Source organism: Streptomyces altiplanensis (assembly GCF_053591575.1).
The window spans coordinates 45,685-70,570 of the sequence record NZ_JBSFUB010000016.1 but is presented as its reverse complement, the minus strand read 5'-3'; the positions used below and the strand labels follow the sequence as shown (position 1 = coordinate 70,570).

General features: G+C 69.7%; 16 protein-coding genes and 2 pseudogenes. 9 read left to right on the top strand and 9 right to left on the bottom strand.

What is annotated here, in order from left to right; genetic code table 11:
• Positions 1 to 132: 132 nt before the first annotated feature.
• Both ACWD0Y_RS10925 and ACWD0Y_RS10920 read right to left on the bottom strand, forming a co-directional pair.
• Positions 133 to 1,407: a serine/threonine-protein kinase gene (locus ACWD0Y_RS10925; protein ID WP_450260052.1), complete on the bottom strand. Its 1,275-nt coding sequence runs from the start codon at positions 1,405 to 1,407 to the stop codon at positions 133 to 135.
• A gap of 181 nt (positions 1,408 to 1,588) precedes the next feature.
• Complete coding sequence (locus ACWD0Y_RS10920) at positions 1,589 to 2,509, bottom strand: serine/threonine-protein kinase (RefSeq protein ID WP_450260051.1); 921 nt, start codon at positions 2,507 to 2,509, stop codon at positions 1,589 to 1,591.
• Positions 2,510 to 2,674: 165 nt separating this feature from the next.
• Here ACWD0Y_RS10920 and ACWD0Y_RS10915 point away from each other — a divergent pair, with 165 nt between their 5' ends.
• On the top strand, positions 2,675 to 4,660 hold the full coding sequence (locus tag ACWD0Y_RS10915) for an HsdM family class I SAM-dependent methyltransferase (protein ID WP_450260050.1): 1,986 nt from the start codon (positions 2,675 to 2,677) through the stop codon (positions 4,658 to 4,660).
• A gap of 324 nt (positions 4,661 to 4,984) precedes the next feature.
• Positions 4,985 to 5,221, top strand: a complete 237-nt coding sequence (locus ACWD0Y_RS10910; RefSeq protein ID WP_450260049.1) for a hypothetical protein — start codon at positions 4,985 to 4,987, stop codon at positions 5,219 to 5,221.
• Between the two features lie 235 nt (positions 5,222 to 5,456).
• Here the strand turns inward: ACWD0Y_RS10910 and ACWD0Y_RS10905 are convergent, their stop codons facing one another.
• A complete protein-coding gene (locus tag ACWD0Y_RS10905; protein ID WP_450260048.1) occupies positions 5,457 to 7,700 on the bottom strand; it encodes a protein kinase domain-containing protein in 2,244 nt (747 codons plus the stop codon).
• A gap of 444 nt (positions 7,701 to 8,144) precedes the next feature.
• On the opposite strand from ACWD0Y_RS10905, the pseudogene ACWD0Y_RS10900 reads away from it, so the two are divergent.
• A pseudogene (locus ACWD0Y_RS10900) lies at positions 8,145 to 9,162 on the top strand (IS5 family transposase).
• A 154-nt stretch (positions 9,163 to 9,316) separates the two neighbouring features.
• Here ACWD0Y_RS10900 and ACWD0Y_RS10895 read toward each other — a convergent pair.
• Positions 9,317 to 9,913: a hypothetical protein gene (locus tag ACWD0Y_RS10895; RefSeq protein ID WP_450260047.1), complete on the bottom strand. Its 597-nt coding sequence runs from the start codon at positions 9,911 to 9,913 to the stop codon at positions 9,317 to 9,319.
• A gap of 581 nt (positions 9,914 to 10,494) precedes the next feature.
• Between ACWD0Y_RS10895 and ACWD0Y_RS10890 the strand changes: the two genes are divergently transcribed.
• The 6 genes and pseudogenes from ACWD0Y_RS10890 to ACWD0Y_RS10865 all read left to right on the top strand — a co-directional run.
• A complete protein-coding gene (locus ACWD0Y_RS10890; protein WP_450260046.1) occupies positions 10,495 to 10,938 on the top strand; it encodes a hypothetical protein in 444 nt (147 codons plus the stop codon).
• A gap of 40 nt (positions 10,939 to 10,978) precedes the next feature.
• Positions 10,979 to 11,638 carry a Crp/Fnr family transcriptional regulator gene (locus ACWD0Y_RS10885; RefSeq protein WP_450260045.1) on the top strand — a complete coding sequence of 220 codons (660 nt, stop codon included), beginning with the start codon at positions 10,979 to 10,981 and terminating at the stop codon, positions 11,636 to 11,638.
• Between the two features lie 202 nt (positions 11,639 to 11,840).
• Positions 11,841 to 12,593, top strand: coding sequence for a hypothetical protein (locus tag ACWD0Y_RS10880; RefSeq protein ID WP_450260044.1), 753 nt, complete (start codon positions 11,841 to 11,843; stop codon positions 12,591 to 12,593).
• 308 nt (positions 12,594 to 12,901) lie between these two features.
• A complete protein-coding gene (locus tag ACWD0Y_RS10875; RefSeq protein WP_450260043.1) occupies positions 12,902 to 14,926 on the top strand; it encodes a hypothetical protein in 2,025 nt (674 codons plus the stop codon).
• A gap of 74 nt (positions 14,927 to 15,000) precedes the next feature.
• The gene (locus tag ACWD0Y_RS10870) at positions 15,001 to 15,615 is read left to right on the top strand and encodes a hypothetical protein (protein WP_450260042.1); all 615 of its coding nucleotides are present in this window, start codon (positions 15,001 to 15,003) and stop codon (positions 15,613 to 15,615) included.
• Positions 15,616 to 16,051: 436 nt separating this feature from the next.
• Positions 16,052 to 16,228, top strand: a pseudogene (locus tag ACWD0Y_RS10865) (transposase); the annotation flags it as partial.
• An 802-nt stretch (positions 16,229 to 17,030) separates the two neighbouring features.
• Here the strand turns inward: ACWD0Y_RS10865 and ACWD0Y_RS10860 are convergent.
• From ACWD0Y_RS10860 to ACWD0Y_RS10840, 5 genes are read right to left on the bottom strand one after another with little or no spacing between them, the layout of a single operon-like run.
• A complete protein-coding gene (locus ACWD0Y_RS10860) occupies positions 17,031 to 17,276 on the bottom strand; it encodes a Trm112 family protein (protein ID WP_450260041.1) in 246 nt (81 codons plus the stop codon).
• Positions 17,273 to 18,178 (bottom strand): DMT family transporter, encoded by a 906-nt coding sequence (locus tag ACWD0Y_RS10855; RefSeq protein WP_450260040.1) that lies wholly within the window; start codon positions 18,176 to 18,178, stop codon positions 17,273 to 17,275. The genes ACWD0Y_RS10860 and ACWD0Y_RS10855 overlap by 4 nt, the downstream gene beginning before the upstream one ends.
• Before the next feature lie 3 nt (positions 18,179 to 18,181).
• Positions 18,182 to 18,976, bottom strand: a complete 795-nt coding sequence (locus tag ACWD0Y_RS10850; protein WP_450260039.1) for a class I SAM-dependent methyltransferase — start codon at positions 18,974 to 18,976, stop codon at positions 18,182 to 18,184.
• Entirely contained in the window at positions 18,973 to 20,586 is a 1,614-nt protein-coding gene (locus tag ACWD0Y_RS10845; RefSeq protein WP_450260038.1) for a condensation protein, read from the bottom strand. The genes ACWD0Y_RS10850 and ACWD0Y_RS10845 overlap by 4 nt, the downstream gene beginning before the upstream one ends.
• On the bottom strand, positions 20,583 to 24,869 hold the full coding sequence (locus ACWD0Y_RS10840) for an alpha-(1->3)-arabinofuranosyltransferase domain-containing protein (protein WP_450260037.1): 4,287 nt from the start codon (positions 24,867 to 24,869) through the stop codon (positions 20,583 to 20,585). The genes ACWD0Y_RS10845 and ACWD0Y_RS10840 overlap by 4 nt, the downstream gene beginning before the upstream one ends.
• Between the last annotated feature and the right edge of the window lie 17 nt (positions 24,870 to 24,886).

Below are 24,886 nucleotides of genomic sequence, written 5' to 3'. Positions count from 1 at the left end.
TCGGTGTTCACCTGCCGTCGTCCGTAGACAGTGTCCCGTGTCCTGTCTCCCCTCCGGAACGACGTGACGGCAGGCTAGCACGAGCTATTATCTGTGAACAGAGATTACAAAGCAGCGGATCTCCGATTGAGATCACCGGTGGCCCTCAGCCATGCGGCGCAGCCGTTCCAGCAGCTTCCGGCTCCGTCCGTGCCCGGCGTCGGACTCGGGCAGGGCCGCCTCCTCCCCGTCGGCCAGAAGGCGAAGCAGTTCCTCGGCGGCGTACCGTTCTCCGGTGCGGACCAGCAGGACGGCGATCTCGTAGCGGGTGTCCAGCACGGCGGGGTGGTCCGGCCCGAGCAGGCTGCACTGTTCGGCGAGGACGGACTTCAGCTCGTCCAGGGCCTCACGGGTCCGGCCGAGCGCCCCCGCGCACAGGGCGGCTCCGGCCCGGGCGGCGAGCGTGCCCGCGCGGTCGAGGCCGGGGGCGGCCATCAGCTGGCGGTACTCCTCCAGAGCGCGGACCGGCCGCCCCGCCCGGCGCAGGGCGGCCAGCTCGGCCAGCCGTGGGTGAGCCGGAGCGGCCCCGGAGACGGGAGCCGGTCGGGGCGCCCAGGCGGCGAGCAGGGCGGTCACCTCCTCGGCGGAGGCGGGCCGGTCCTCGGGCTTCTTCTCCAGGAGCCGCTCCACCAGCATCCGCAGGCCGTCGGGTACATCGGGGCGACGGTCGGTGAGCGGCGGAACCGGGTCGTTGGCGTGCCGGTGGTACAGCATGAAAGGGCTGGCGTCCATGAAAGGGGGCGCGCCGGTGAGCAGTTCGTACAGGACGCACCCCAGCGAGTACAGGTCGCTCGCGGGCACGGTCCGGCCGACAGCCTGCTCGGGGGCCATGTAGACGACCGTGCCGGGAGTGGCATTGGCAGCAGTGAAACGGGTCTCGCCGGGCTGGGGCTCCAGAGCCGCGGCGACCCCGAAGTCCAGGACCTTGATCTTCCCGTCGGGGGTCAGCATCAGGTTCGACGGCTTCAGGTCGCGATGCACGACCCCCTGACCGTGGGCGTAGGACAACACCTCGGACACACGGCGGGCCACGTCCGCCGCCTGCTCGGCGCGCAGGGGGCCGTCGTTCTTGAGGACGGCGTCCAGGGCCCGGCCGGGAACGAGATCCATGACCAGATACAGCTCGCCCTCATGGTTGCCGTGGTCGTGGACGGCGGGGACGCCCGGGTGCCGCAGCCGACCGGTAAGGCGGATCTCGCGCAGGAACCGGCGCTCGAGCGTGCTCAGTTCGGCAGCACGGCCGCGCGTCGCGAGGAACTTGACGGCGACCTCGCGGTCATGGTCGCGGTCGTGGGCCGCCCAGACGACGCCCATCCCGCCCCGGCCCAGCTCGTGCGTCAGCTCGTACCGTCCAAGGCTCCGCCGCATCGCGCCCCGCCCTCAGTTCCGGCGCTTGCCGCGCCCGCCGCCTCCCGCGGCCGGAAGCCTCAACGGCACCCCGGCCGACCGGGCCATTCTGTCACCGGTCACGAGACTCCTGTGTCTTACGTCCAAAAAGTGCGGGCTGCCACGATCGAGTCCCCTCTCCGGACCCCGGTGACACTGTCGTTCATACGGGCATCGGGCCCTGGGGGACCAGAAAGGGGCGGCGCGGGTCCTCGTGCGGAGTCCGCCCGACGGCCAGCCCGGGATCCGGCTCCGGCAGGTGGGGCGCCAGGCCGGCGTAGACCTCAGCCGCCGATGCGGGACGGTCGTCCGGCCGCTTGGCCAGCAGGGCCGTGATCAGGTCCTGGAGATCCCCGGGAACACGCACCCCCGCGTCGGCGACGAGGGGCGGAGGCGAGGCGAGGTGGTGGGAGGCCAGGAGCGCCGGCTGGTCCGTGGGAAAAGGGGTCTCCCCGGTGAGCATGTGGTGCAGCAGGCAGCCCACGGCGTAGAGGTCACTGCGGCCGTCGAGCCGGTCCCGTCCGGCCAGCAGTTCGGGAGAGGCGCAGAAGAGGTTGCCGACGCCCTCGCCGGTCATCGTCAGTCGCGGGTCGGTGTCACTGAGCAGCTTCACCAGGCCGAAGTCGAGGATCTTCACGACGCCGTCACGGCGGACCATGACGTTCTGCGTCTTGAGATCGCGATGCACCAGGTCGGCCGCGTGGACCGCGGACAGCCCCGAGCACAGCTGAGCCGCGACGGCGGCTGCGGTGGGGACGTCGAACCGGCCGTCCTCCTGCTGGTCGAAGAGGTACTCGAGCGTGGTGCCGTCGATCAGTTCCATCACCAGACAGCACATATCGTCCGTGACCGACGCGTCGAAGACCGTGGCGACGTTCGCGTGGACGAGGCGCGCGGCCGCCCGCGTCTCCCTGCCGAACCGCGCAAGCGCGGCGTCTCGGCTGCTCGCCACGGCCAGCAGCTCCCTGGCGACGGTCTTCACCGCGACAGGCCGGTCAAGAGGCAGGTCGCGCCCCTGCCACACGTGCCCCATCACTCCGCGGCCCAGCACGGACTCCAGCCGATAACGGTCACGTACAACCATTCCCGGCGCAAGGCTCCACATATTCGCCGTCCTCCACACTTCCTGCACAACAAGATGGAACGTACGCGCTGTGAACAAAGTCAATGATGGTAGTAGCCTTCCATGTATGAACGGCCGCTGGGAACGCCGACCAGCCCAGCCGCCAAGTACCCCGGAGACTGAACCATGAGTGCCCATGACACCGTCCCCGTCAGCCTGGCCGAGATCGCCCGGATCGCCGGTGTCGGGCGTGCCGCCGTGAGCAACTGGCGCCGCCGCCACGACTCCTTCCCGGCCCGGATCGGGGGCACCGACGTCAGTCCGCAGTTCTCGCTCGCCGGGGTCGAGCAGTGGCTGCGGGACAACGGCAAGCTCAGGGACGTCGACGGCCGAGAACTCCTCTGGCCGCGCTTCGAGGCACTCGGCAGCCGGACCGAATCGGGGCTGGCCATCGCCGAGGCCGCTCGCCAGATGCGCTCCTCCAAGCCAGGGGTCGCCCATCCCCGACTCTCCGCGCAAGCCAGTGACCTGGTGACCGAAGCCGCGAAGGTGGGACGGGAGGAGGGAGCGCGTGAGACCTTCGAGTTCCTGCTGCAGCGGTGGCTGGAAACCCATGTCCGGCAGCTCAGCACCACGCCACCGCAACTCGCCGCGCTGATGGCCCGGATAGCTCTCGCAGTCCGCCTCGGCCCGGCACAGGGGCGACTGACCCTCCTCGATCCGGCGTGCGGTACCGGGCACTTGGCCGCTGCGGCCATGCGAGAGTACGGCAGTCCTGGGCTGGAGGTACTCGCGTGCGAACAGGACCCGGCGCTGGCCGCGTTGGCGACCGGCCGACTCGAGTTCCTCGCGGAGGAATGCGACACCAGGACCCGGATCGCCACCGCCGACACTCTGCGAGACGACCCCTTCAGCGAAGAGAAGGCCGACATCGCACTGTGCAACCCCCCTTTCAACGAACGCGACTGGGGGTACGAGGAGCTCGCCACCGATCAGCGCTGGACGCACGGCCTGCCCCCTCGCACCGAGCCCGAACTGGCCTGGGTGCAACACCTGCTCGCGCACCTCAAGCCCGGCGGGGCCGCCGTGGTCGTCCTCCCGCCGGCCGTCGCGTCACGTAAGGCGGGCCGCCGTATCCGCGGCTCGCTGCTGCGCACCGGAGTGCTCCGCGCGGTCGTTTCCCTGCCCCCTGGCAGTGCGCAGCCGCACAGCGTGTCACTGCAGTTGTGGGTTCTCCGTGCGGTGTCGGACGACCCCGCAGCCGCTCCCCCAAGCCAAGACGTCCTCTTGGTGGACGCCACACGTTTCGCCAGGTCAGGAACGCGTGAGCCGAGCCCCGACTGGGACGACCTCGGTACGTTCGTCCTCACGTCGATGGCGGCCCTCGACCAAGTGCACCAGGATCCACCGAAGGGCGCGGCACGCGTCCCTCTGCTCAACCTCCTCGACGACGAGGTGGACATCACCCCGGGGCGCTACACCGCGGCGACGGCCGAGCCGTCCCGTGAGGAACTCGCCGCCAAGTGGAACGGGTTCGGGTCGCTGCTGACCGACCTGGCCGATCATGCACGGCGTCTGTCCGCACTCGACTTCGAGGCCGGGGCTTCACAGACCACAACGACGTTGGGGGATCTCGTCAAAGCCGGAGCACTGACCCTGCGCGCGGGCCAGCAGCCGCTGGAGCCGACCGCAACGGCTCGCGAGGCCACCGTTCCGCTCCTCACCATCGCCGACCTTCTGCACGACGGCACTCCCAGCGGCGTGGCCCCCACCGGTTCGACCCCGGCCATCGCCGAGGAGGGCGACGTCGTGGTCGCCGGAGTAGCTCGAGCCTTCAGGGCGTGGGTCCACGAAGGACCGCCGGTGGCCCTGGGCCCTCAGCTCTACCTCCTGCGGGTGGACGCGGAGAAGCTGGAAGCCCACTTCCTCGCCGGCTGTCTGTGCGCGCCGACCAACGGCCGCCAGGCAGGCACCCACGCCTCCAGCTCGTCCAGGGTCGACATCCGGCGTCTCCAGGTGCTTCAGCTGCCCCTGGAGAAGCAGATGGCGTATGCAGAGACGTTCCGTCATCTCCGGGCCTTCGAAGAGCTGCTCACCTCAGCTGACAGTTCGGGCAAGGGGCTGGTGAGTGACATGAGTGATCGGCTTGCGGCAGGCGGGCTGACCACCTGACCTCCTCCAGTCGGACCGGAGACCGGGCCCGCCTGGTGAGTCGTCGTAGTCATGAACCGATCGACGAGCATGCCGCGAGGTCCGGAGCACCCACGGGCCGATGGACCTCGAAGCAGGCACCTACCAGCCATCCGTACAGCTCAGAGAGCTGTTGCGCTCTTGTACCACCAACAGACGAAAAACCTGTTGGGGCGCCTTCACACACCATGCAGCAGCTACGCGCACCGCCCATGTGCAGCCGGACTTCCCCTCTGCAGTCCTGGCGAAGCAACAAACCAGCCGAGGAAGCTCAACCGCACCTGGCGGTGGGGATTGCCTTTGTCGTTGTCCGCCACCCTCCGTCAAGACAACCCGACCATAGCGATCGCGATCGCGGCCTTCATGAAGCAAGGCGTCCTGCCTCCGCCTTCCGGTGGAGGCGAACGGCTGCAGAAGTACCAGCGTTTCGGCCTGCCCGTCCGGACCGCCGTCGGTGACGGCGGCTTCAGCGAGTCGCCGGGCGCAGAACCAGCCGCCGTGTGGTGCGGCCTGGCGCAGGATGCCGTGATGCCCACGCCTTGAAGGGCGACGGCCACCGCGGGCGGTATCCAGCCGCTAGGGGTGCGATGCTCCCGGCGGTGGGCCTTCGGTCGCGGATCCCGGTGCCGCCGATGGTCCCGGCCCGGTCGTCGGCACCAGAAAACGCCGCAGGCCCGGCGTACTCGCACAAGACACGGTCTCGCCGCGTGGACGACCGAGTGAGCCGCTGAGGTGTCCGCACGGCAAGGAGGGCGGCCGGCGGCGGGTGCCGCCGGGGTCAGCCCGACGTCGGCGGCTTCTGCGCGTCGAAGGCGAAGAGAGTGTTCGTGGCCGCGGCCACGATCACCGCACGCCCCGCAACGGTCACGCGCGGGCTCGCGCCCTGCTCGCCCGTCAAGCCGTCGGCCTGCGGATCTGTTGTCCACAGAGGTTCGCCGTCGTCCGGCGACAGCGCGACCACCCGGCCGGTGGCCGAGCTGAAATACACCGCGCCGGCTCCCGCCACGGGACCCGACGCGCCCTCCACCGCCGTCTGCCGCGACCACTTCTTCCGGCCGGTCGCGGCGTCGAACGCCGTGACGAGACCGGTCTGCCCGCTCACGTAGACGGTGCCGTCCGCCATGCCGGGCGTCCCCGCGAATGTCCTGGCCAGCCGGGAGTACGTGACCTTCCGCGAGGCCGGGTCGACCCGCGCCACCCCGTCGTAGCCGACCAGCGCCGTTCCCTCCACGTGTCCCCGAAGGAGTACGAGCCTGCCGTCGGCGACGCCCATCGGCACGACGGGGCCGTCAACCTCGATGGGCCCGCCCAGTGTCCCCGAGGCGCGGTCGACCGGGTACAGGACGGGGTGGCGCACTCCTGAGGCATCCACTTCCACGTCCGTCGCGCACATCGCCAGGAGCCGTGGGCCCGCCGGAACGGGAGCGCACTGCGTGCCCTCCGGGAACGACGCCGTCCAGATGACCTCACCGCTGCGCGCGTCCCGGGCCTCGAAGCGGGAGTTGGAAGCGTCGACCGTCACGACGGCGGAGCCGACCACAACGGCGTCCCGGGTCCGGCCCGTGACGGCCTGCGACTGGGCGCCGGACGGTACGGACCACAGCTCCCGGCCGTTGTCCGCGTCGATGGCCACCACCTCGCTGGAAGGGTCCTGCGGGGCGTCCTGGGCGGCGAAGCGGTAACCCAGCACCGTGTCGTCGGTGGCGCCCACCAGGTGCATGCCCTGGACGGGGACGCCCGGGCTCTTCACCGTCCACACCCGCGAACCGTCCAGGGCCCTGATACGGGCCGCGACGACACCGCCGCCCCCGCAGAACAACGCGTCGCCGCGCGCGACGCAACGCAGCTCGTCGGGGATGTCCTCGCGACCGCCCCGCACGGTCGTGCGCCACGGCTCGAAGCCGTGCGGAAGTGCCGCACCCGGCGCCGCGACGCTGTTTCCCTTGTCGCCGCCGCTGCTCTCCCCGAAGCCGTCCGCCTTCAGCGCGGCGACTCCCCCGCCGATCGCCGCCATCGCGACCGCGGCCGCGAGCACAGGCCGCCATCGGCTGCGCAGGCGGCGGCCGACGGGAGTGCCGGTGCTCCCTGTACCGGGACCGGCCGGGGCGGTGGCCGGGGCAGCCGGCGCCGGGGTGGCCGGCGTCGCGAGGTGATGCTGGGTGATCATGTCGCGGGTGCGGCCCGCTCCGGCCCCGTTCGCGTCGGTCCCGCCGAGGTCGGCCGGCAGGTCCCGCAGCAGCACGAGGAGTTCGTCCGCCGAAGGACGCTCCTTGGGCTCCTTGTCCAGGCACGACTCGACAACCGTGCGCAAAGCCACCGGCACGGCACCCAGCGACGGCTCCTCGTGCACCACCTGATACGCCGTCATGTACGGGCTGTCCGCGTCGAACGGCCCGTGGCCCGTCGCCGCGTACACCAGCAGCGTCCCCAGCGAGAAGACATCGGACCGCGGCCCCACACCACGCGGCGCCTGCAACTGCTCCGGCGACATGAAGGGCGGCGTACCGATGACCCGCCCTGTCATCGTCAGCGTCTGCTGGTCCACGGCGCGCGAAATGCCGAAGTCGATGACGCGCGGCCCCTCGGGCGAGAGCACGACGTTCGAGGGCTTCAGGTCACGGTGGACGACCCCCACCCGGTGGATGTCGCGCAGCGCCTCCGCCAGACCGATGGCGAGCCTCCTCAGCTCCGCTCCGTCCAGCGGGCCCTTCGTGGCGATGTGCTGGGCGAGCGTGTGCCCCTCGATATAGGTCGTCGCCATCCACGGCTGCTCGGCCTCGGGGGCGGCGTCGACCACGGCGGCGGTGAACGCGCCGCTCACCCGTCTCGCGGCCGCCACCTCCTGCCGGAAACGGATGCGGAACTCGTCGTCCCCCGCGAACTGCTGGTGGATCAGCTTGATCGCGACAGGTCGCCCCGAACTCGTACGGGCCAGGAACACCGTGCCCATGCCCCCCGAGCCGAGCCGCGCCTCAAGCGGATAGCCGCCGATCTCGGCTGGATCACCTACGCGCAGCGACACTCTTCCCGACCTTCCCTCCCCCGTGCACCTCTGCCACCACGGGCCTGCGTACCTGTCCTGCACACAAACTAGCCACAGGGCAGTGCGGCAGAGCAAAGCGGGTGACGAACAGGGAGCCCGGGGCTGCTTCCGCGCCGCCCACGGTGAAGCCCGCCAGAAGGAGCACGGCGGGCTTCACCGTGTCGTGGAAACACCGCACTCCGCGGCCCGTCGCCCCCCGCAGAACCCCGTCGGCACGGGCCGGAGCAGAAGGGCCGGCGACCTCTTCGCCGGCGGACCAGGCCCAGGGCCGTTCCCTGACCATCACTCACAACGGCTCAGCAGCCGCCGTTTTGGCCGGCCGGCGGGGCGGCGCCCCATGTACCACTAGGGCCTGTTTGGAGTCGCGATCTCTGTCCCGGTGATCGCTTCCGGCAACCACGCTCGAACTGGTAGATCCTTCGTGTGCTTCGATGTGAATTGAGCGATTCTGACTGGGAGTTGATCAGTCCTCACTGCCGATCGGGCAGTACGGCCCCTATCCGGAGCACCTGCGCGATCAGTTGGAGGGGATCATCTGGCGGTTCCGTACTGGCAGCCCGTGGCGGGACGTGCCGGAGGCGTTCGGCTCGTGGTCCACGGTCTACGACCGGTTCGCCCAGTGGCGCGATGCCGGGGTGTTCGCCGCCGTGATGGAGGCCGTGATCGCCGAGGCAGCCCGCCGCGGGCAGGCGGACTTGTCCCTGGTCAGCGTGGACTCCACCACCGCCCGCGCCCACCATGACGCGGCCGGAATGGTCGTAGACGAGGAGGTCCTTGTCGCCTTGGAGAAGGCCGCCGAGGCCGAAAAAGGGGCACGCGAAAGGCGCGAAAGCGGCGCAAGGAGCAGGCTGCAGCCGAAGCCGAGGAGGTGACCCCAGCCGAGGAGGCCGAGCCCGATCCGGAGCGCGAGGAGCGCCGCCGACGCCGGGCGCGGTTTAAGGCGGCAGCCCTGGGCCGCTCCCGCGGCGGCCTGACCACCAAGGTTCACCTGTCGGCCGACCGGCGCTGCCGTCCGCTGTCGTTCGTGCTCACCTCTGGGCAGGCCGCCGACAGCCCGCAGTTTTCCGCCGTGCTGGCCAGGGTGCGGGTCCGCGGGCCGGGCGGACGCCCGCGCACCCGGCCCGGCGCCGTGGCCGGCGACAAGGCGTACTCCTCCCGAGCCAACCGCGCCCACCTGCGAAAACGGAAGATCAAGGCGGTGATCCCAGAGAAGGCGGACCAGGCGGCCAACCGGAAGAAGAAGGGCGCGAGGGGCGGGCGCCCGGTCTCGCACGACGCCGAGTTGTCCAAGGAGCGCAACACCGTGGAGCGGTGCATCAACAAGATCAAGGACTGGAGAGGGCTGGCCACGCGTTTCGACAAGAGGCCCGACAGCTACATGGCGGGGCTTGAGCTGCGCGGCGCGGTCATCTGGTTGCGCAGCCTCCACCCCGCCACGTGATTACTCCTCTGAGCAGGCCCAGTAGTCGATGGCTGTAGCAGGTCACGTCTTCGCATCGCCGACTCGACCGACGAACGAGATGCCTCATGACCGGCGGCGGCCAATATGGCAACCACCTCCCGTTGCCACACCCGGGGCGCCGGAGTCTTTCCGCTCAGCGAAGACCGAGCTTCTCGCGTTCAGCTTCGATCAACTCCTCCATGAGTTCCTCCGGGTCCACCGCGTACTCGGCGTCATCGCGGGCGTCATAGTCCTGGGTGCTTAGCGGTAGGCCAAGCTCGGCGAGTTCGGCGGCCAGTTGTGTGAACGCGATTCGCTTGTCGGGCTCGTCCTGGTACCTTGCCTGCTCGGCGGCGGCCCCCTCGGTCAGGGTGAGGCCGGCCAGGCCCCAAAAGGTGAACTCGGTGTCCAGCTCTATGAGGTGCCAGGCACGGTCTGCGGGTTCGTCGGGGTGCAGCCAGTAGCCGATCCACCCCTTTCCGCCCTTCGCCACGAGCTTGACGTACTTGGCCATCTCCGCGGCTCCGGCGTTGACGGCCTGCATCTCCGGGTCCGCGAGTTCCTTTTCGCTCAGATAGCTGGTGTCCAGGAGCGGGTGGACCTCTCCCGCCTCGAAGAAGTCGAGGTCGAGAAGGCGGGTGAAGTCGGTGCGGCCTTCCCACTGCGCCACCAGCAGCACGCGCAGATCGTCGGGTATTGGACGGCCGTCCAGCCGCTCGCGGGAGAACTCGGCGAGCCGTTCGTCGTACATGCGCCCTCTCCAGAAGTCGAAGCAAGATCCTCGCGTCAACGTAACAGCGGTGTCTGACAAGAGGTTGGGCATGCCGGCGACTGCCGACCACCCCCGTGATCCAGACTCAGAACAGGTCCTAGCAGACGGAGACCCGCCGACCGCCTTCGCCCACCCTGCGGCATCAACGCGCGCCGGTCTTTCGGTGCGGCCTGACTCCCCGACTGCCGTCCCAGCGCCGCGCCTGGCCGAGGAAGCCCAGCCGGATCTGGCGGTTCGGGGTGCCCTTGTTGGTGTCCACCAACCTCCGCAAGGACAACCCCGATCCTACTCCCGCATACATACGTTCCAGTGGCGGGTGAGACGAGGGCTTCGCCGCGTTCGAGCCAGGTCTTGAGTCTTCTTCCCTGATGGGTTGATTCCCATGTGGCCCTCTACGCATGCGCTTGGCCATGTGCTGTGCACCATGGGCCCCGTGTCGGCAGGACAGTGGCTGCATCAAGGCGACTTCCGCTACTGGAGGCACTGTGCATTCAGACCAGAGCGTCACCATGCAGTTGCCGGCAGGGGCTTTGGATACTCTCAGGCTCCGCTCGGCAGAGATGTTCGTCGAGGTGCAGCGAGCGGACACCAAAGCGGCCGCGCTCTTCGGGGTCGCTGGTGGTCTCCTCGCGGTTGTGGTGGCCTGCGCACTGTCGGAGAGCACCCACCGGATGGGGTGGCCGTTGCTCGTTCCACTGGGGGCACTGTCCTTGCCGCTGCTGGCTGCGGTCATTGCGGCATTGACGGCGTTACGCCCGGCACTCGACTGGCGGTGCGACTTGCCACTTCAAGAAGAGGGGTGCTTTGACGGCAGCACAATTCACCCCCAGTGGCTCCAGTCTCTAGGGGAGCAGAGGCAACTTCCGGCCGAGGCGGAACGTCTAGCCATGCTCCGGGCCTTGGCGCGACGCAAGTACTGGCTGATCAGACTGGCCGTGGACCTCATCATGACAGCCCATGGTGTGGCTGGATCGACGCTATTGATCGCGCCATTCACGCTCTGACACCGTGGTGTGACTTTTAGTCACGTCGTCATGGGGGGACATGTACCAGCCGCACCGCGCACTTATCGGAGAACAGCTCTGGACCCAGATGCGCGAGCTCGCTCCGGGGTATCTCCGCCCCGCCCGCAGTGTGCTCCTGCGTCAAGGAGATCCAGCAACCCACGTGATCCTGTTGGACTCCGGGTCAACCCTCGTGACCTTGTCGGGCTCAGATGGGGAGCGTACGTTGCTCGCGGTCCGGGGGTCGGGAGAACTCCTCGGCGAACTCGCCATACTGGACGAGAAGCCCCGATCAGCCACAGTGATCGCCGCCGAGAGCTGCCGCATTCACCTCATCCCTGCCTCCGACTTTCTCCTCTTCGTCGAAGAGCACGGCCTGCTCGCCACTCTCCTGCGCCATGCGATCACTCGTGTGAGGGAGTCCGAGGCAGTACGGCTAGAGTTCGCCACCGCCGACGTCCCGCTCCGTCTCGCCGGGGCCCTCGGCCGACTGGTGAGGGCAGGGTCACAGGTTTCTGGCGAGCTGAGTGTCCGGCTCACCCAGGCAGAGCTTTCTCAAATGATCGGGGCGTCCCGGAACGCCGTGGGCTCAGCCATCAGACCATGGCGAGAGCGTGGATGGCTGGAAACGGAAGCCAGCGGCGGACTGGTCATCCACGACATTCAGGCCATCGAGCAGGACGCACGCCATATGACGTGATCGACCTTACGGCGCCGGTGCCCACTGCTGGGCACCGGCGAAGCCGCTGCCGCTTCAACATGGGGCCTTCCTGATCGTCACCTACGCCCGAAAGGCAGGCCCCACCATGGCCTCCCCCGTCCTTCCACCATCCGTTGTCCCGCCGGAACAGGCCCTGCTGGCAGTGGACATGCAGGGTTACAGCAGGATCCCGGAAGCTCGGATGGCGTCGGTGCGCTCCGACCTGGACCTTGTGCTCGCTACCGTCCTCGTCCAGAGCGGGCTCAAGCCGCCTCGTGCCGACGACCCCACCTTCAAGGACATGGGAGACGGCGCCATCTTCGTACTGCCTGCGGGGGACGTGGCCCGGCTGGTCGACCCACTGCTCGGGCATCTGCACTCCGCCCTCACCCGCTACGACCGCGAACGTCTCGCAGCTTCTCCGCCGCTGAGGCTGCGAGTCGCCGTCCACGTCGGCCCGCTGTCCCAGTCCGATCACCGCGGGGACGCCATCAACGACGTATGCCGTCTGCTGAATAGCACAGCCCTGCGCACCGCCTTGTCCGCCGCCGGTGAGCACGACGGCTTCCTCGCGGCCGCCGTGTCGGACCCTGTCTTCCGGCGGACAGTACGCGCCGGCCGAACCACCGAGCTGTCGGAGAGCCAGTTCCTGGCGACCATGGCCTACGTCCAGGACAAGCCGGACTTCGCCGAGCCCTGCCACCTCTACGTACCGCGTCTGGTCCCGCAACTACTTGCGCCCTACCTCTCGACCATCGCTTCTTCGCTGGCAGCACAGGCCGCAGATCCGGTCACGGCTTCGGAACTTGGCTCCACCCAGCCGTCCGGCCCGGTCGCCGCGCCGGTTCAACCGGCTCACGGGCCCGCTCCGACGTTCCAGTTCAACGGGGAGATGCGTGACACGACGGTGGCGCAGGACATCCAGTACCTGCGCATCGACCGCCGCGGCCACTGACCTCACCCATCATCGCCTCCATCAGTCCTGAAGAGATAAGGACCTTCACTCACATGTCAGACGATCCCGCGCGCCCTACCTCCGATGCGGACAAGCTCCAGACACCAAATACGGCTCCGCTCCCACCTCTCGCCGAGAACCGCTATTGGTTCCCCCGACGGGAAGGAACGCCGACGCCTACTTCTACCGGTGGTCCCGGTGCGACCGACCCCGCACCTCCACCCCCGCCCCTGCCTTCGGTCGAGACAGCTGCGCGGCAGCCCGCATCGGTGCCGCCGGAAGTGGTTCTGCCCTCCGCCACCGTGCCGGTGGCAATCCAGCAGGCCGATGTCGTGGCCAACATCGTCAAAAACCTCCACATCGAGAAACGCACGCGTGACGTCCTGGACGGTGTCGGTCTCGAGCGGGACGACATCCGTCAGCAGCCATTCGTGCGTGACAACGAATGGAGCAACGCCTGGAACAAGGTGGTCAACCTGGCGACATCACGCCTGGAGCAGCGCCTTCTCGTGGTTGTAGCACCGGGCTCTTATGGCTCCACCACCTTCGCCCTCCAACTCCTGGCACGCCACACCGGTACCCACATCGATCTGGTCAAACTGGATGCGGACTGGACCACCCCCAAGGTCGGAAGACTGCCGCTGGTGGAACGACGCGCCTTTCAGCTCGACCTCAAGGACCCTGACCGAGATCGCCCATCGGCCGACTTCGTCTCCGCCTTGGACCGGCATGCCCAAGACCTCGAAGCCTGCGACTCCTACCTCGTCATCACCGTGTCGGAGGCACTTTACGACCACAAACTGCTCCTACCCGGATCAAATGTGCAGGTCGTACGCCTGCATACCCCTCCGCCCGCGCGTCAGGTCGTCGAAGCTCATCTACGCGCACGCAACTGTGTGGGGCTGATCCCCTACCTCGACGCCCTGGATCCGGCGAGGGTGTCACTCGACGGACTCGACGCGGTTGAGGCGGTACGCGCCGCCGGCACTGTCATCACTGCATGGCAGGAGTACGAGCGTGCCACCCGCACCACCATCGCCGTCACGGACCCGCACGCTGTGGCATCTGACAGCGAGCTCGCGGGACGGATGACGGATGCTCTGTCCGACTGGCGCGACAAGCTCGACAATCTCTTCGGCGAGACGGTGACCGTTCACGGCGGGAAGGACGCGTCTCTCACCTTCGACGACCGCTGTCTGCTGCTGTCCCTGGCAGCCCGTCAGTCCTCGCCTCTTCCGGACATCGCGCAGTCAGTACGCATGCTGCAGGAGACCGTCACCTCGACTGACCCCGGGCGCACTGCTCTCGGTTCCGGCACTCAGGCCGTCTTCGCCGGCCGCGGGCTACGCCGCCGTGTCATCGACGTGGGCGGTTCCGTCGACTCCTACGACGCGGTCACCTTCGACCGGCTCGGCTACGGGAAGGCGGTGCTCACCTACGTCTGGGACAACTACGAAGTCATGCGTCGGCCTCTCCTGCAATGGCTGGTCAAGGACGGGGGGGCTTCTGCCCCGGAACGCTCCGTCGACGCTGTCTCCACTCTCATCCTCCGTCACGGGAGTACCGAGCACTTCAGTCTGCTCGGCAGCGTCACGCGCGGAGCGAAGAGCGAGCTACTACCAGCCGTAATGCTCCGAGCCGTACACGACGAGCACATCGGCCGGCGAGCATGGGGCGCCCTGTACCGATGGGCGGGCACTCAGGAATTCGCCGATTCAGTCGTCTCCATCTGCCAGCGCGTCCTGAACGACCAGGACGCAAACACCTCCATGATCAAGATGGCTATGGTTCGGCTGCGCCGAGTTGTTCACGCTTCGCCTGCGGACGACACCAGGAACGCTGTCCTGAACGTGTTCACCGAGCTGTCCGGACAACCTGGCGGTATCGAACGACTGGCTGAGGAGGTACAGGCCTGGCAGGACGCAAAGGCAAGCAGCCGAGCAGGCGGCCTTGCCTTCCTGGCCCTAATGACGATCCAGCAGGAACCGCTCCCCCACCTGCTGACGCACGGCGAAAGCCTCGGCATCGACGTTGACCGTGCTCTCAGGGAACTTCTCGGCGACATGAACACCGCACCGGATGTCATTCCTCAGCTCTCTTCGTGGATCGCAACGTCTGCCACCGATGAGAGCGCCTACGACGAGGTGGTCGCCCGGCTCGTTCCCGTGCTGCGCGGGCATCGGATGTTCCATGCCTCCATGGACCTCATGCAGGCGCTCATGGACGTTCGCACAGCCGCCGGAGAGAACGCCGGGGCGGACTTCTACCAGCATCTCGTGGACAAGCGTCTCCGTCCCTTGATCAGCATCGGGGAAACGGAGGATCTGGCGTGAGATGGTTCTGGCGCCCGGCCACGCGGACCACTCACTGTCCTGTACCAAGGCAGCTACCAAGTGCCACCGAAGGGGTGCCCTTCGAGGCCACGTTCACCATCATCTGGAGGCCGACTTGGCGCACTCGGCCGAACCTCGAGGAATTGGTACGGGAACGCACCGTCACCGACGCTGCGAACGCCCTGGTACGCCTGCCGGCCACCGACGTGCAGACCGCGCAGGACACGGTGAACGCCATGTTGGGCGAGCCACACCGCTTCCGCACAGTCCACTACCGGCTCGCGGACGTCCGCGCCGACCTGCGCTTGACGGCGGCTTCCCACCAGATCCTGGTGCAACGCAGGGAAGACGAGGAAAGAGTGCGTCGGCTGCGCTTCCTCAGGGAGGAACTATACGAGCACCCGTCCCTGCTGCTCCTAGACCGCATTGAGCGAAGCACCGACCCGCTAGACCCTCAGCAGGTAGCAGACTGGCAGCGTGTGGCTCGATCAGTTGCCGCGTCTGAAAAATGGTGGTGCCCACTCCTGGAGCAATGGGAACACGTAGGCCGCGGCTTCACCGACGCCGAGATGCGGAACCGAGCACTCCTAGTGCTGCATGACGCTCTCGCCGCCCTCACCCAAGAGGAAACAGAGTCAGCAGAAGCAAATCCGTCAGCCGGCCAGACCCACTTGCGCAGCGCGGGGTGAGCGAGGTGAGACTGACATTGTGGCGCCTGCTTCTCGACCCCATCACCAGCTGGCGGGCACGCCGTCTGCAACGAGCGCGCCCTGGTACTCCGTTCGACGCGGCTTGGCGCAGTTCACGCATGCTGTCGGCGCCAGACGAGATGGTCTATCGATTACACGGCCACATCGTGACCCCACTCACGCCCAGTGATAGGCCGACGAAGGGAAGGTGACAGACTCACAGCTCCTTGGGAGGGACCTGGTGGATCGGTGCGTGGCCCAGCGACACCAGGCGACCGCAGCTGGTCAACAGGTTGTCATTGACGAAGCAGGGGCCGCGCCGGGCGCGAGCTCGGCACAACCGTCGGTTACGACAGGCTCTCCGGATCTTCCAGCGGGGGGAGCGGTCGTAGGCAGTGGAACCCGTCGTTCGATCGACGGGGATGGCCCTGCGGCCATAACCCACAGCTCCGGCCTGGGCAGGACCCGCTGGGTCGTCGAGCGGACCTTGGCATGGCTTCACCAGTTCAAGCGGCTACGGACCCGCTACGAGATATGCGCCGACCTCCACCTGGGTTTGCTCCAACTCGTCTGCAACGTCATCTGCTTGAGACGACTCCGAACCTCACTCTGAAACGATCAGTAAAAGCGGTGCTTCTATCTTCGATCACGCGAAGCACAGCACCTTCCGGTACGAAGCGACGGAGCCCTCCCTCGGCAGCAGAGGGCAATACTGCCAGAACTGCCACAAAGCAGCTGGGCGCCCTGCCAGCGCCCCAGCCTCCCGCCACGTAGCCGCGGCGGGACGCGCCTACGGAGCAGACCACACGTATACAAAAGATCCGTCCACGCTGCGGCCTCCTGTACACACGGCAGGGTGCGGGTGTGTTGAGCCGCAGGCGCTACTCGGCTGCGCTCCTGCCCTCAAGCTGCGCCGCTCCGCCCTTCCCGCGTCGGCGGCTATCCGGCCGCAGGCACTGAACCGGATCGAACCAGTCGAACCACCTCTCGGATGCTTCACCTTCTTGTCACGCATCCGCCATGGGGTGAGCTGGAGAGGCCTCGGCGAGTCGCACGGAACTCGTCGGTCACCAATGTTTGGCACGGCCGGATTTACTACCTAAAGTCAGCAACCGTGTCACGCAAGGAACGACAGCCGAACCTGCCATTGCAGGTTGTCCTTGCTGGTGTCCACCAACCTCCGCAAGGACGACCCCGACCGTACTCCCACCCCTCTTCCACCTGCGATCGCCGGCCCATTCGTGCCGGAACCGACCTGGTGGTCACGGTGGATTGCGCGGCGCTCGACCGGTCACTCGCACGCCGGCGCCGCAGAGGCGGCAGGGATCGCCGTGGCCTGTCCGGCCATCGGCGGCGAGACGCCGGCACGGCTCGTCCCGCAGCGTCCGGGAGCGGCTAGCAGCGTCCGGGAGCGGCTAGGCGCGGTCCCCACCGGCGGAATCGGATGGTCCGGCGGACAGGCCATGCCTGTTCTCGACGGCAGGTTCCTCTTCGACGGCGGGCACACCGGAGGAGGGAAGCAGTTGCGGAATGCCGTCGACGATCGGATAGCGGCGGCGCAGGCGCGGATTGTAGAGGGCGCCCCCGGTCTCCTCGAGGATCAGCGGGCCCTTGTCGAGCGGGCAGGCGAGAATCTTCAGCAGCGGGCTGTCAGGCTTCATGAACGGGTTCCTTCGGAGGTGGGGGTGTCCGCGTCGTGTCGCGGCAGGATGAGCAGGACCGTCAGCGCGAGCAAGGTGCCGCCGAGACGCAGTAACAGCCGCAACGAGTCGTCGGGCAGCGGTTCGTCGAACGCGATCGTGCCGCTCACGATCGTGAACACGCAGGTCACCGTCGAGCACACCGGGACGATCAGTGACGCCCGGCAGCGCTGCAGCGCGGTCTGCGACAGCACCAGTCCGCTGCCCCCTGTCAGCAGGAGGAGGTACGGGTACGGGGTGGCGAGCAGGGCGGGCACGGAGCCCGGGAGGTCCGAGGTGTCCAGGTGCCCGGAGACGCCCTTGATGGCGAGCGAGCTGACGCCGTAGATCAGACCGACCGCGACCGCGTAGGCCAGCCCGGTCGTCGGCTGCCGATGACGTCGGCGGGCGCGCCGCTCCGCGGCCGTGTAGAGCACCAGCCCAGCCATGAGGGTCGGCACGCACAGTGCCAGCAGGATGCCTGTGGGCGCGCTGCGGCTGATCTCCTCGCTGGTCCCGTGCAGCGAGGCCACCACCATCACCAGCGCCAGACCGATGACAGCCACCACGCGCCGCTCACGGCCGGAGGGGCGCTCACCGAGCACCACCGAAGAGAGCACCAGCAGGAGGACCAGACCGGACAGGAACAAGCCCTGGGCGGCGGCGATCGGCAGTGTGCGGTAGACGGCCAGCTGCGCGGCGAACCCCAGGGCCAGCGCCATGGCCCCGCAGATCCACAAGGGCCTGCGGGCCAGCAGGACGAGGGCCCGGCCCGGCTGTGCGGCGCTCAGCGGCGGCATGCCGGCCAGCGCCCGCTTCTCCAGGACGAAGCCGGTGCTGTACAGGACGTTCGCCACCAGCGCGGCGACCACACCCCACACCACGGGCTACACCTTTCTCGCATGCACGAGGAGGATGGAGGCGAGGGACGGCAGCCCGCAGGCCAGGCGGTCCAGCGGGCGGAGCGGGCGCGGCACTCCGTGGAACGGCGCACCGGCGACCGCCACCACCTCGAACCCGGACGCCGCCACGAACTCGCGCAGCGCACGCGCCGTGTACAGCCTCAGATGACCCACCACCTCCCTGCCCGGCCTGCCGTGGATGCGGCGCAGACTCACCTCGGAGAACACCGGCTGGACTCCGGCGAGCAGCAGGGCGCGGTTGTACCAGGCGCCGAGGTTCGGCGTCGAGAGCATCAGATGCCCACCGCGTCGCAGTACCCTGCGCAGTTCGTCGAGGGCGCTGTCGGGGTCGACAAGGTGCTCGACGACCTCGCTGAACAGCACGGCGTCGGCACTGCCGGAGGCGAACGGCAGCCCACTGCCGGTCAGTTCGCCGCGGACGACCTGGCTCAGGCGCGGCGCCGCCCGGCGCAGCGCGTCCTGCGACCAGTCGATCCCCACGACGCGGTGCCCGTCCAGGACGCGGGCCGCGGTCGCGCCGGCCGAGCCGTCCCCGCAGCCCACGTCGAGCACGGTGGCGGCCGGGCGGCCGGGCCCCACGGGGCCGAGCGCATCGGCCAGCATTCGGGCCTGGCGCAGGGTACGGGCTTCCCCGGAGGCGACGGGAACGGTGGGGTTCTCGTAGAAGTCCCGCAGCCCGGGGACCGGCCGGCCCGGCGAAGTCACCGCCGGCTCGGGCGGCTTCCCGTGTGCTGCGGAGCCGCCGGCGGAGAGGGTCATGATGGCCTCTTCTGGCTGTCCTGGGTGGAGCGGGCTCCACGTGGTGTCGGGTCCGGATGCGGTGTGTCGCGGTGGTACGGCCCGCCCGGGGGCCATGCGTGATCCCGGTCCGTGGACGCCTCGGCGTCCGCGGCGGTGGCGTCCGCCTCCCGGATTCCGGCTCCCCGCCCCGCTCCCGGAGCATCCGCCCCGGCCGGGGTGAGAGACGTCCTCGACAGCGACTCCTGGAACAGGCCCACCAGGTCCGCGCCGGCCGCGTCACCGAGCAGCGCCCGCGACCAGCGCAGCGTCACATGCAGTCGCCCGCCGGTGGAAGCCGCCGCCACGCTCAGCCCGCGCGGCATCCGCGCCGGTGCGGAGAACCACACGGCTGTCGCCCGGCCGGCGTCGCCGAAGTCCAGCGCGTACGGCACGCGTCCGAGGTTGGTGACCAGCGCCGTCGACGTCCAGGACGCCGCCGCCCGCCGTGCGCCACGGGTGAGCACGCCCCGGATGCCAACCGGTAGCAGCGGTGCGGTGAGCAGAGTCGCCCCGGCACCCAGGGGGGCACCATGGGCCGACTTCAGCGCGTGGGTGCGCCGAGCCGTGGTGCGCAGCAGGCGGTCCACGGCTGCCGGGTCCGGCCGCTCACCGAGCAGCAGGTCCGTGTCGCGCGGGTCCTCGGAGGTCATGGCCACCTCGACAAGCCGGGTTCCGTTGCCCATCGGCATCTCCGGGCCACGCGGCCGGTCGTCCACGGGCATCGTGATCCGTACCGGACCGGCCGGCCGGCCCTGCGAGACGTTCCAGCGGCCCACCATCAGTGATGCGGCGACCAGCAGTTGGTCGTTGACGGTCCAGGGCTGGAGTCCTCCGTTCCGCGCCGCGCGCCGCGGAACGGGCAGGTCCGCCTGCAGCATGCCGTTGCCCACGGCGCGGGCACGTACCTGCCCGGGGCGGGAGTCCGGCGCGACGCGCACGGGGCGCGCACGTACGGCGCGGCCGGTGCGGCCGGTCCCGCCCGGAGCCGGGCCCGAGCGCCCCGGCCGGACCCGCCCGGTGATTGGGGGGCCGGCCACGCCGCCGTATTGTTCGGCGGTCGTGGCGAGCACCCGCAGCCCCGACGGCGCGTCGAGGGCCGTGTGATGCATCGTCAGCAGCAGCACGGTCCCGGTCTCGGAAGTCACGCCCGTCGCCGACGGCTCCGGGACGGCCGTTCCGTCGTCCGCCTCGACGACTTCCAGGCGCATCGGCGGCGACAGGGTGAGCGGCGGGCATTCGCTCAGGGCGCGGGCCCGGGCCCTGGCCAACGCGTCGGGGCCCCGCCCCGCGAGCCTCACCGGATCACTGTCCGGCCGACCGGTCAGCTCCCACGCGAAGGACCGCCGGTGCCGACGGCCGGGCACTTCCCGCATCAGCACCCTGGGGTGCGCCAGCAGCGCCCGCCGGAAGGCGGCCCGCAGCCGTGCCGGGTCCAGCCGTCCGGGCAGGTGGACCTCGATGTGTACGCTCTCGGGTTCGTCGTCACTGAGGCAGTGCCGCGACACCTCATCGGTGGTCGGAAAGGGAATCCGGACCCTGCCGGGAGGGGGCGCGGCCCCCCTCCCGGCGGCGGTCCACGGCGCGATCACGAGGGGCCACCGCCTTCCGGCTGCCGAAGGGGCGGTTCGGGCCGGTGCCCGTCGCCGGTGCTTCGCAGCCTGGCCGTGACCACCGGTCCGGCTTCCGGCGCTTCGGAAACATCGTGGTCCTCATGCCCGTCGTCATGTTCGCGCCCGGCGTCCACGGACACCGGCCTCGCCGCCGTCACCAGCGCGGCGGACAGGGCCACCAGCGCGAGCACCTGGGCGGAGCCGCTGAACGCGCCCTCCCCCGCGGCGACCGGCTCCCCGGCGCCGAGGGCCGCGACGAGGCCGGCTGCGGCCATCGCCGCCGCCGCGGCCGGCACCAGAACGGCCGGACGGATCCGCGCCGCCACAGCGAGTACGGGCACGACCAGGGCCAGCGGCCCGGCCGCCACCGCGACGACCGCGGTCAGCGCCAGTACCCCGAGCAGCATCCCCGGAGCCGCTGGTTCGGGCAGCTTCTCGACGGCTCCACCGGCGTCGCGCCGGCGGCCCACGAAGGCCAGGGCGGCCAGCCCGACGAGCGCGATCGCACCGCCGATCAGGGCTGCCCGGTACGCCGTGGAGGGTTCGAACTCCATGGTCACCGTGCCGGACGCCCCGGCCGGGATCACCCAGGCCTGCTGCCAGCCGTCGAGACGCACCGGCTGCAGCTCCGTGCCGTCCAGGGTGGCCTTCCAGCCGTCGTTGGCGTTCTCGTAGGTCCGCAGGTACGTGGCCTCGCCGGCGCCGGCCGACACCGAGACGGTCCGGCTGTCGTCGGTCCACCTGGTGACGGTGGCCTCGCGACCCGCCGCTCCCGCCATCTCCTGTGGGGTGCCCCGGGTCAGCGTGACGTCGGTGATCGCCAGCGGCCCCGCGTCCCCCGCCTCCACCTCGTGGTCGCCGGGCGGAAGCTCCAGGGTGCCGCCCTTCTCCTCCCCCGCGCAGAGGGCGACGGTGACGGGACGCCTCTCGGTGAGGTCCCGGACGAGTCCGGAGGCCTTCGTCTTGTGCAGGACACCGCCCACAGCGAGGTCCGGGCCCTCACCGCACGGCAGCGAGAAGCGCGCGGACGGCTTGGGCCGCGGCACCCGCAGATCGGCGAGTGCGGGAACATGCACCTCGCTCAGCCCGACCGGCAGCTGCAACTGCGCGTTCGCCACCGGATTGTGGATGGTGAGCGGGGCGACCCTGCTGATGGTGATGTCAAGCCGGTTCGTCTTGACCGCCGGGAAGCGGACCCGTCCGTTCTCGTCCACGTCAGCCACGGCGGCGCCGTGCGGGGAACTGATCGTCACCTGCTCGGGCCGGGTGGACACCCCGCCCGCGGGTACGAGGATGATCTCGTCGATCTTCTTCTTCCCGGGCCAGCTCAGGTGGACGACCGGCCGGTCGCCCGCTGTCCAGGCGGTCGTCAGATCACCGTCGACCAGGTTGCGGGCGCTGAGAGACATGCCGTTGCGGCTGGTGGAGTCCACGGAGGCCGTCACCCGGTTCTTCGATCCGGGAGCCGAACGGTCCAGAAGTTCGTCCAACGGGCCGCCGGCTACGGCGACGGCCCGCGCCGACACCTTGTACTCGCCCGCTTCCTGGGTGCTGAACCGCCGGTGCAGTCCCACCTCGGCCGATACGGGCGACAAGCCGCCCGCGTCGGTGCCCCTGTGCAGGGAGTACACGCTCGCCGCCGCGTCGGTGCGCTCCGCGTCGGCAGGCAACACCAGCATGCGTGTCACCTGTACGTCCGGGATCGACACTTCGGAGAATCCGGCTCCGGACAGGCCCGGCCGCGCCTGTTGCGCGGCAACGACGGTGATCTTCATCCAGGACGCCTCGCCGGACGGAGCCTTGACGGTCTGCGGCAGGCCGTTCGTCTGCAGCGGGCTTTCGGCCGAACCGCGGTCGGTCTCGATCCGCACGTGCGTGGGCGCCGCGCGCATGGCGTCGCCCGGCAGGGGCGTCAGCTGGATGGAGGCCGGGATGTCGGTCGGCCGGGAGAAGTCCACTTTGAGCCACTGGCCGGCCGGCCTGCCCGGGCTGCCCTCGGCCCACGCGGTGTCCGGGTTGCCGTCGAAGGCGTTCACAGGGTCGTACTGCGGCAGGTGGAACAGCCAGTTGCCACTGCTGGACGCCGTCACGGACTCGGCGCCGCGCAGCACCGCCGTCGTCTGATGACCGGTGCCCTCCCGCGGCAGGATCTGCTTGGGCTTCTCCCCCGGGTTCTGCAGGCTGCCGGAGTGATTGCGCTCGTCCACCGTGTAGGTGTACGAGGTGTTGTTGTTGACCAGGCCGAACCGGGTGTCGGCTCGGCGCAGCCCGTCCGCGACCGCCTTCACCGGTGCGACGGCTCCCCGGGGAAGCCTGTCCCCGGCCAGTACGGCCGGCCGCTCGGCCATCGAGGGGTCGGCGGACAGCTGGAGCAGCGCCTCCGGTCCGCCGCTGACGACGGCCGTGTCGGCCACGGCCGAGACACCGACCCTGCCGGGCCGCGCATCGCGGTCCTGCGGCTGGTAGATCTCCACGGCCTGGAGCCGCGGGTAGAGCCCCTGCACCTGGAGCGGGGTGTCGGCGGCGATGCGTCCGCCGGTCACCAGCGGGCCGAACCCGGTGACCTTGCGGTAGCCGGACGACTCCAGGGTCCGCTTCACCGTCTGCGGCGGGACGTAGCCGATCTGGTCGGGGTCGAGGTCGTTGCGGACGACCACCTCGTGCATGCCGGCCCGCGCCAGGTACGCCCGAAGGCCCGGAACCTCGCTGCCGGACAGCAGCGCCTGCTCGACGGCGTCGGTCATACGGCGTGCTCCGGGAGTGCCGAAGGGGACGAAGTCACGCTGCGCCCAGGGGGTCTCGGCCAGCACGTCGAACGGCTGGTCGATGGGGGAACCCCAGGTGTAGATGCCGTGCGCCGTCGCCGGAACGACCAGGGCCCGGCTGTCGGGGGCGTTGGCCTTGAGCCAGCCGGCGGCCCGCTCCCAGTGGGTCGGCAGCTTGGTGAACGCCCCCGGCTGCAGGATCGAGCCGTTGACGTACGGGAGCGCCAGACCGGGCAGTACCAGCAACGCCGCGGTCGCGGGCACCCAGCGCCGGCCGCGGAGTGCGCGGGGACCTCTGCTCACGGAGAGCACGGCCGTCAGATGGGCCAGTCCGAGGGCGAGCGCGAGGGCCAGTCCCGGCTGGAACTTGTAGATGTTGCGGAACGGCTTGAGCGGCCCGTTCAGCCAGTCCTGGACGACACCGTGGAACGGACCGCCGAAGGCTCCGCCGTATCCCGCGAGCGTGATCAGAACGGCGGCCAGGACGGTCAGCAGCAGCCAGCGGCGCTCCGGCAGGTCCCGCCGGGCCAGGCCCGCCAGCCCCAGCGCCGCGGCGAACGCCGAACCGAGGACGGTGACGACGGAGGTCGCGACGGTCCAGCCGGCCGGCAGCCATGCCTCGCCGAAGTTCAGGTAGGCCACCCAGTTACCGGCGCCGCGCAGCAGTTCGGTCGCGGACATGGTGGCGGTGGTCGTGTCGGCCTGCTCGACGTACGGCATGAAGTCCTCGCCGTAGATGCCGAGCAGGAGCAGCGGCACCACCCACCAGACGGTGGCCAGCACAACGCCCGGTATCCACCAGCCCAGCAGCGCGCGCCGGCGCCGGCCGGGCGGGCGGCTGAGCAGGTACAGCCCCACGGGCAGCAGCGCGGCCACTGTGGAGGCGGCGTTCACGCCCCCCATGAAGGGGATCAGCAGGGCCGAACGCGCGGCGGCCATCCGGTGGCTCAGCGTCGCGGAGGTCAGCGGCAGCAGCACCCAGGGCAGGAGGGCGCCGGGCAGCGCGGCGGCGGAAGTCGATCCGATGACGATCGTGAAGGTGGGCCACAGCGCGTAGACCGCGGCACCGACGACCCGGGTCGCGGGCGCACCCACGCGCAGCCGCTCTGCGAGCCTGAGCGCACCCCAGAAGGCGACGGTCACGATGATCGACAGCCAGAGCCGCTCGGCCAGCCACACCGGAACCCGCAGCAGGTCCATGAACGCGTAGTAAGGGAGTGCGGGAAAGGCGTAGCCGATGTACTGGTTCGCTATGCCGCCGAGGCCCACGTTGCCGTTCCACAGCGAACCGAGGTCGCCGATGAAGCGCCAGGGGTCGAGGGCGACGCCGAGTTTGGTCTCGAACGTCGTCCTCCCCGGCGACACCGCGAGGAACGACGCCAGCACGACGGCCCAGAAGCCGAACAGCAGGCGTCGTCCGTGCGGCTCGCCGAACGCCTCCGACGGCGTCGGGCCGGGCTGCGGCGCCCGGGCGGGCGCCTGGACCGTAGTGGTCATGACCGTTCCTCACTTCG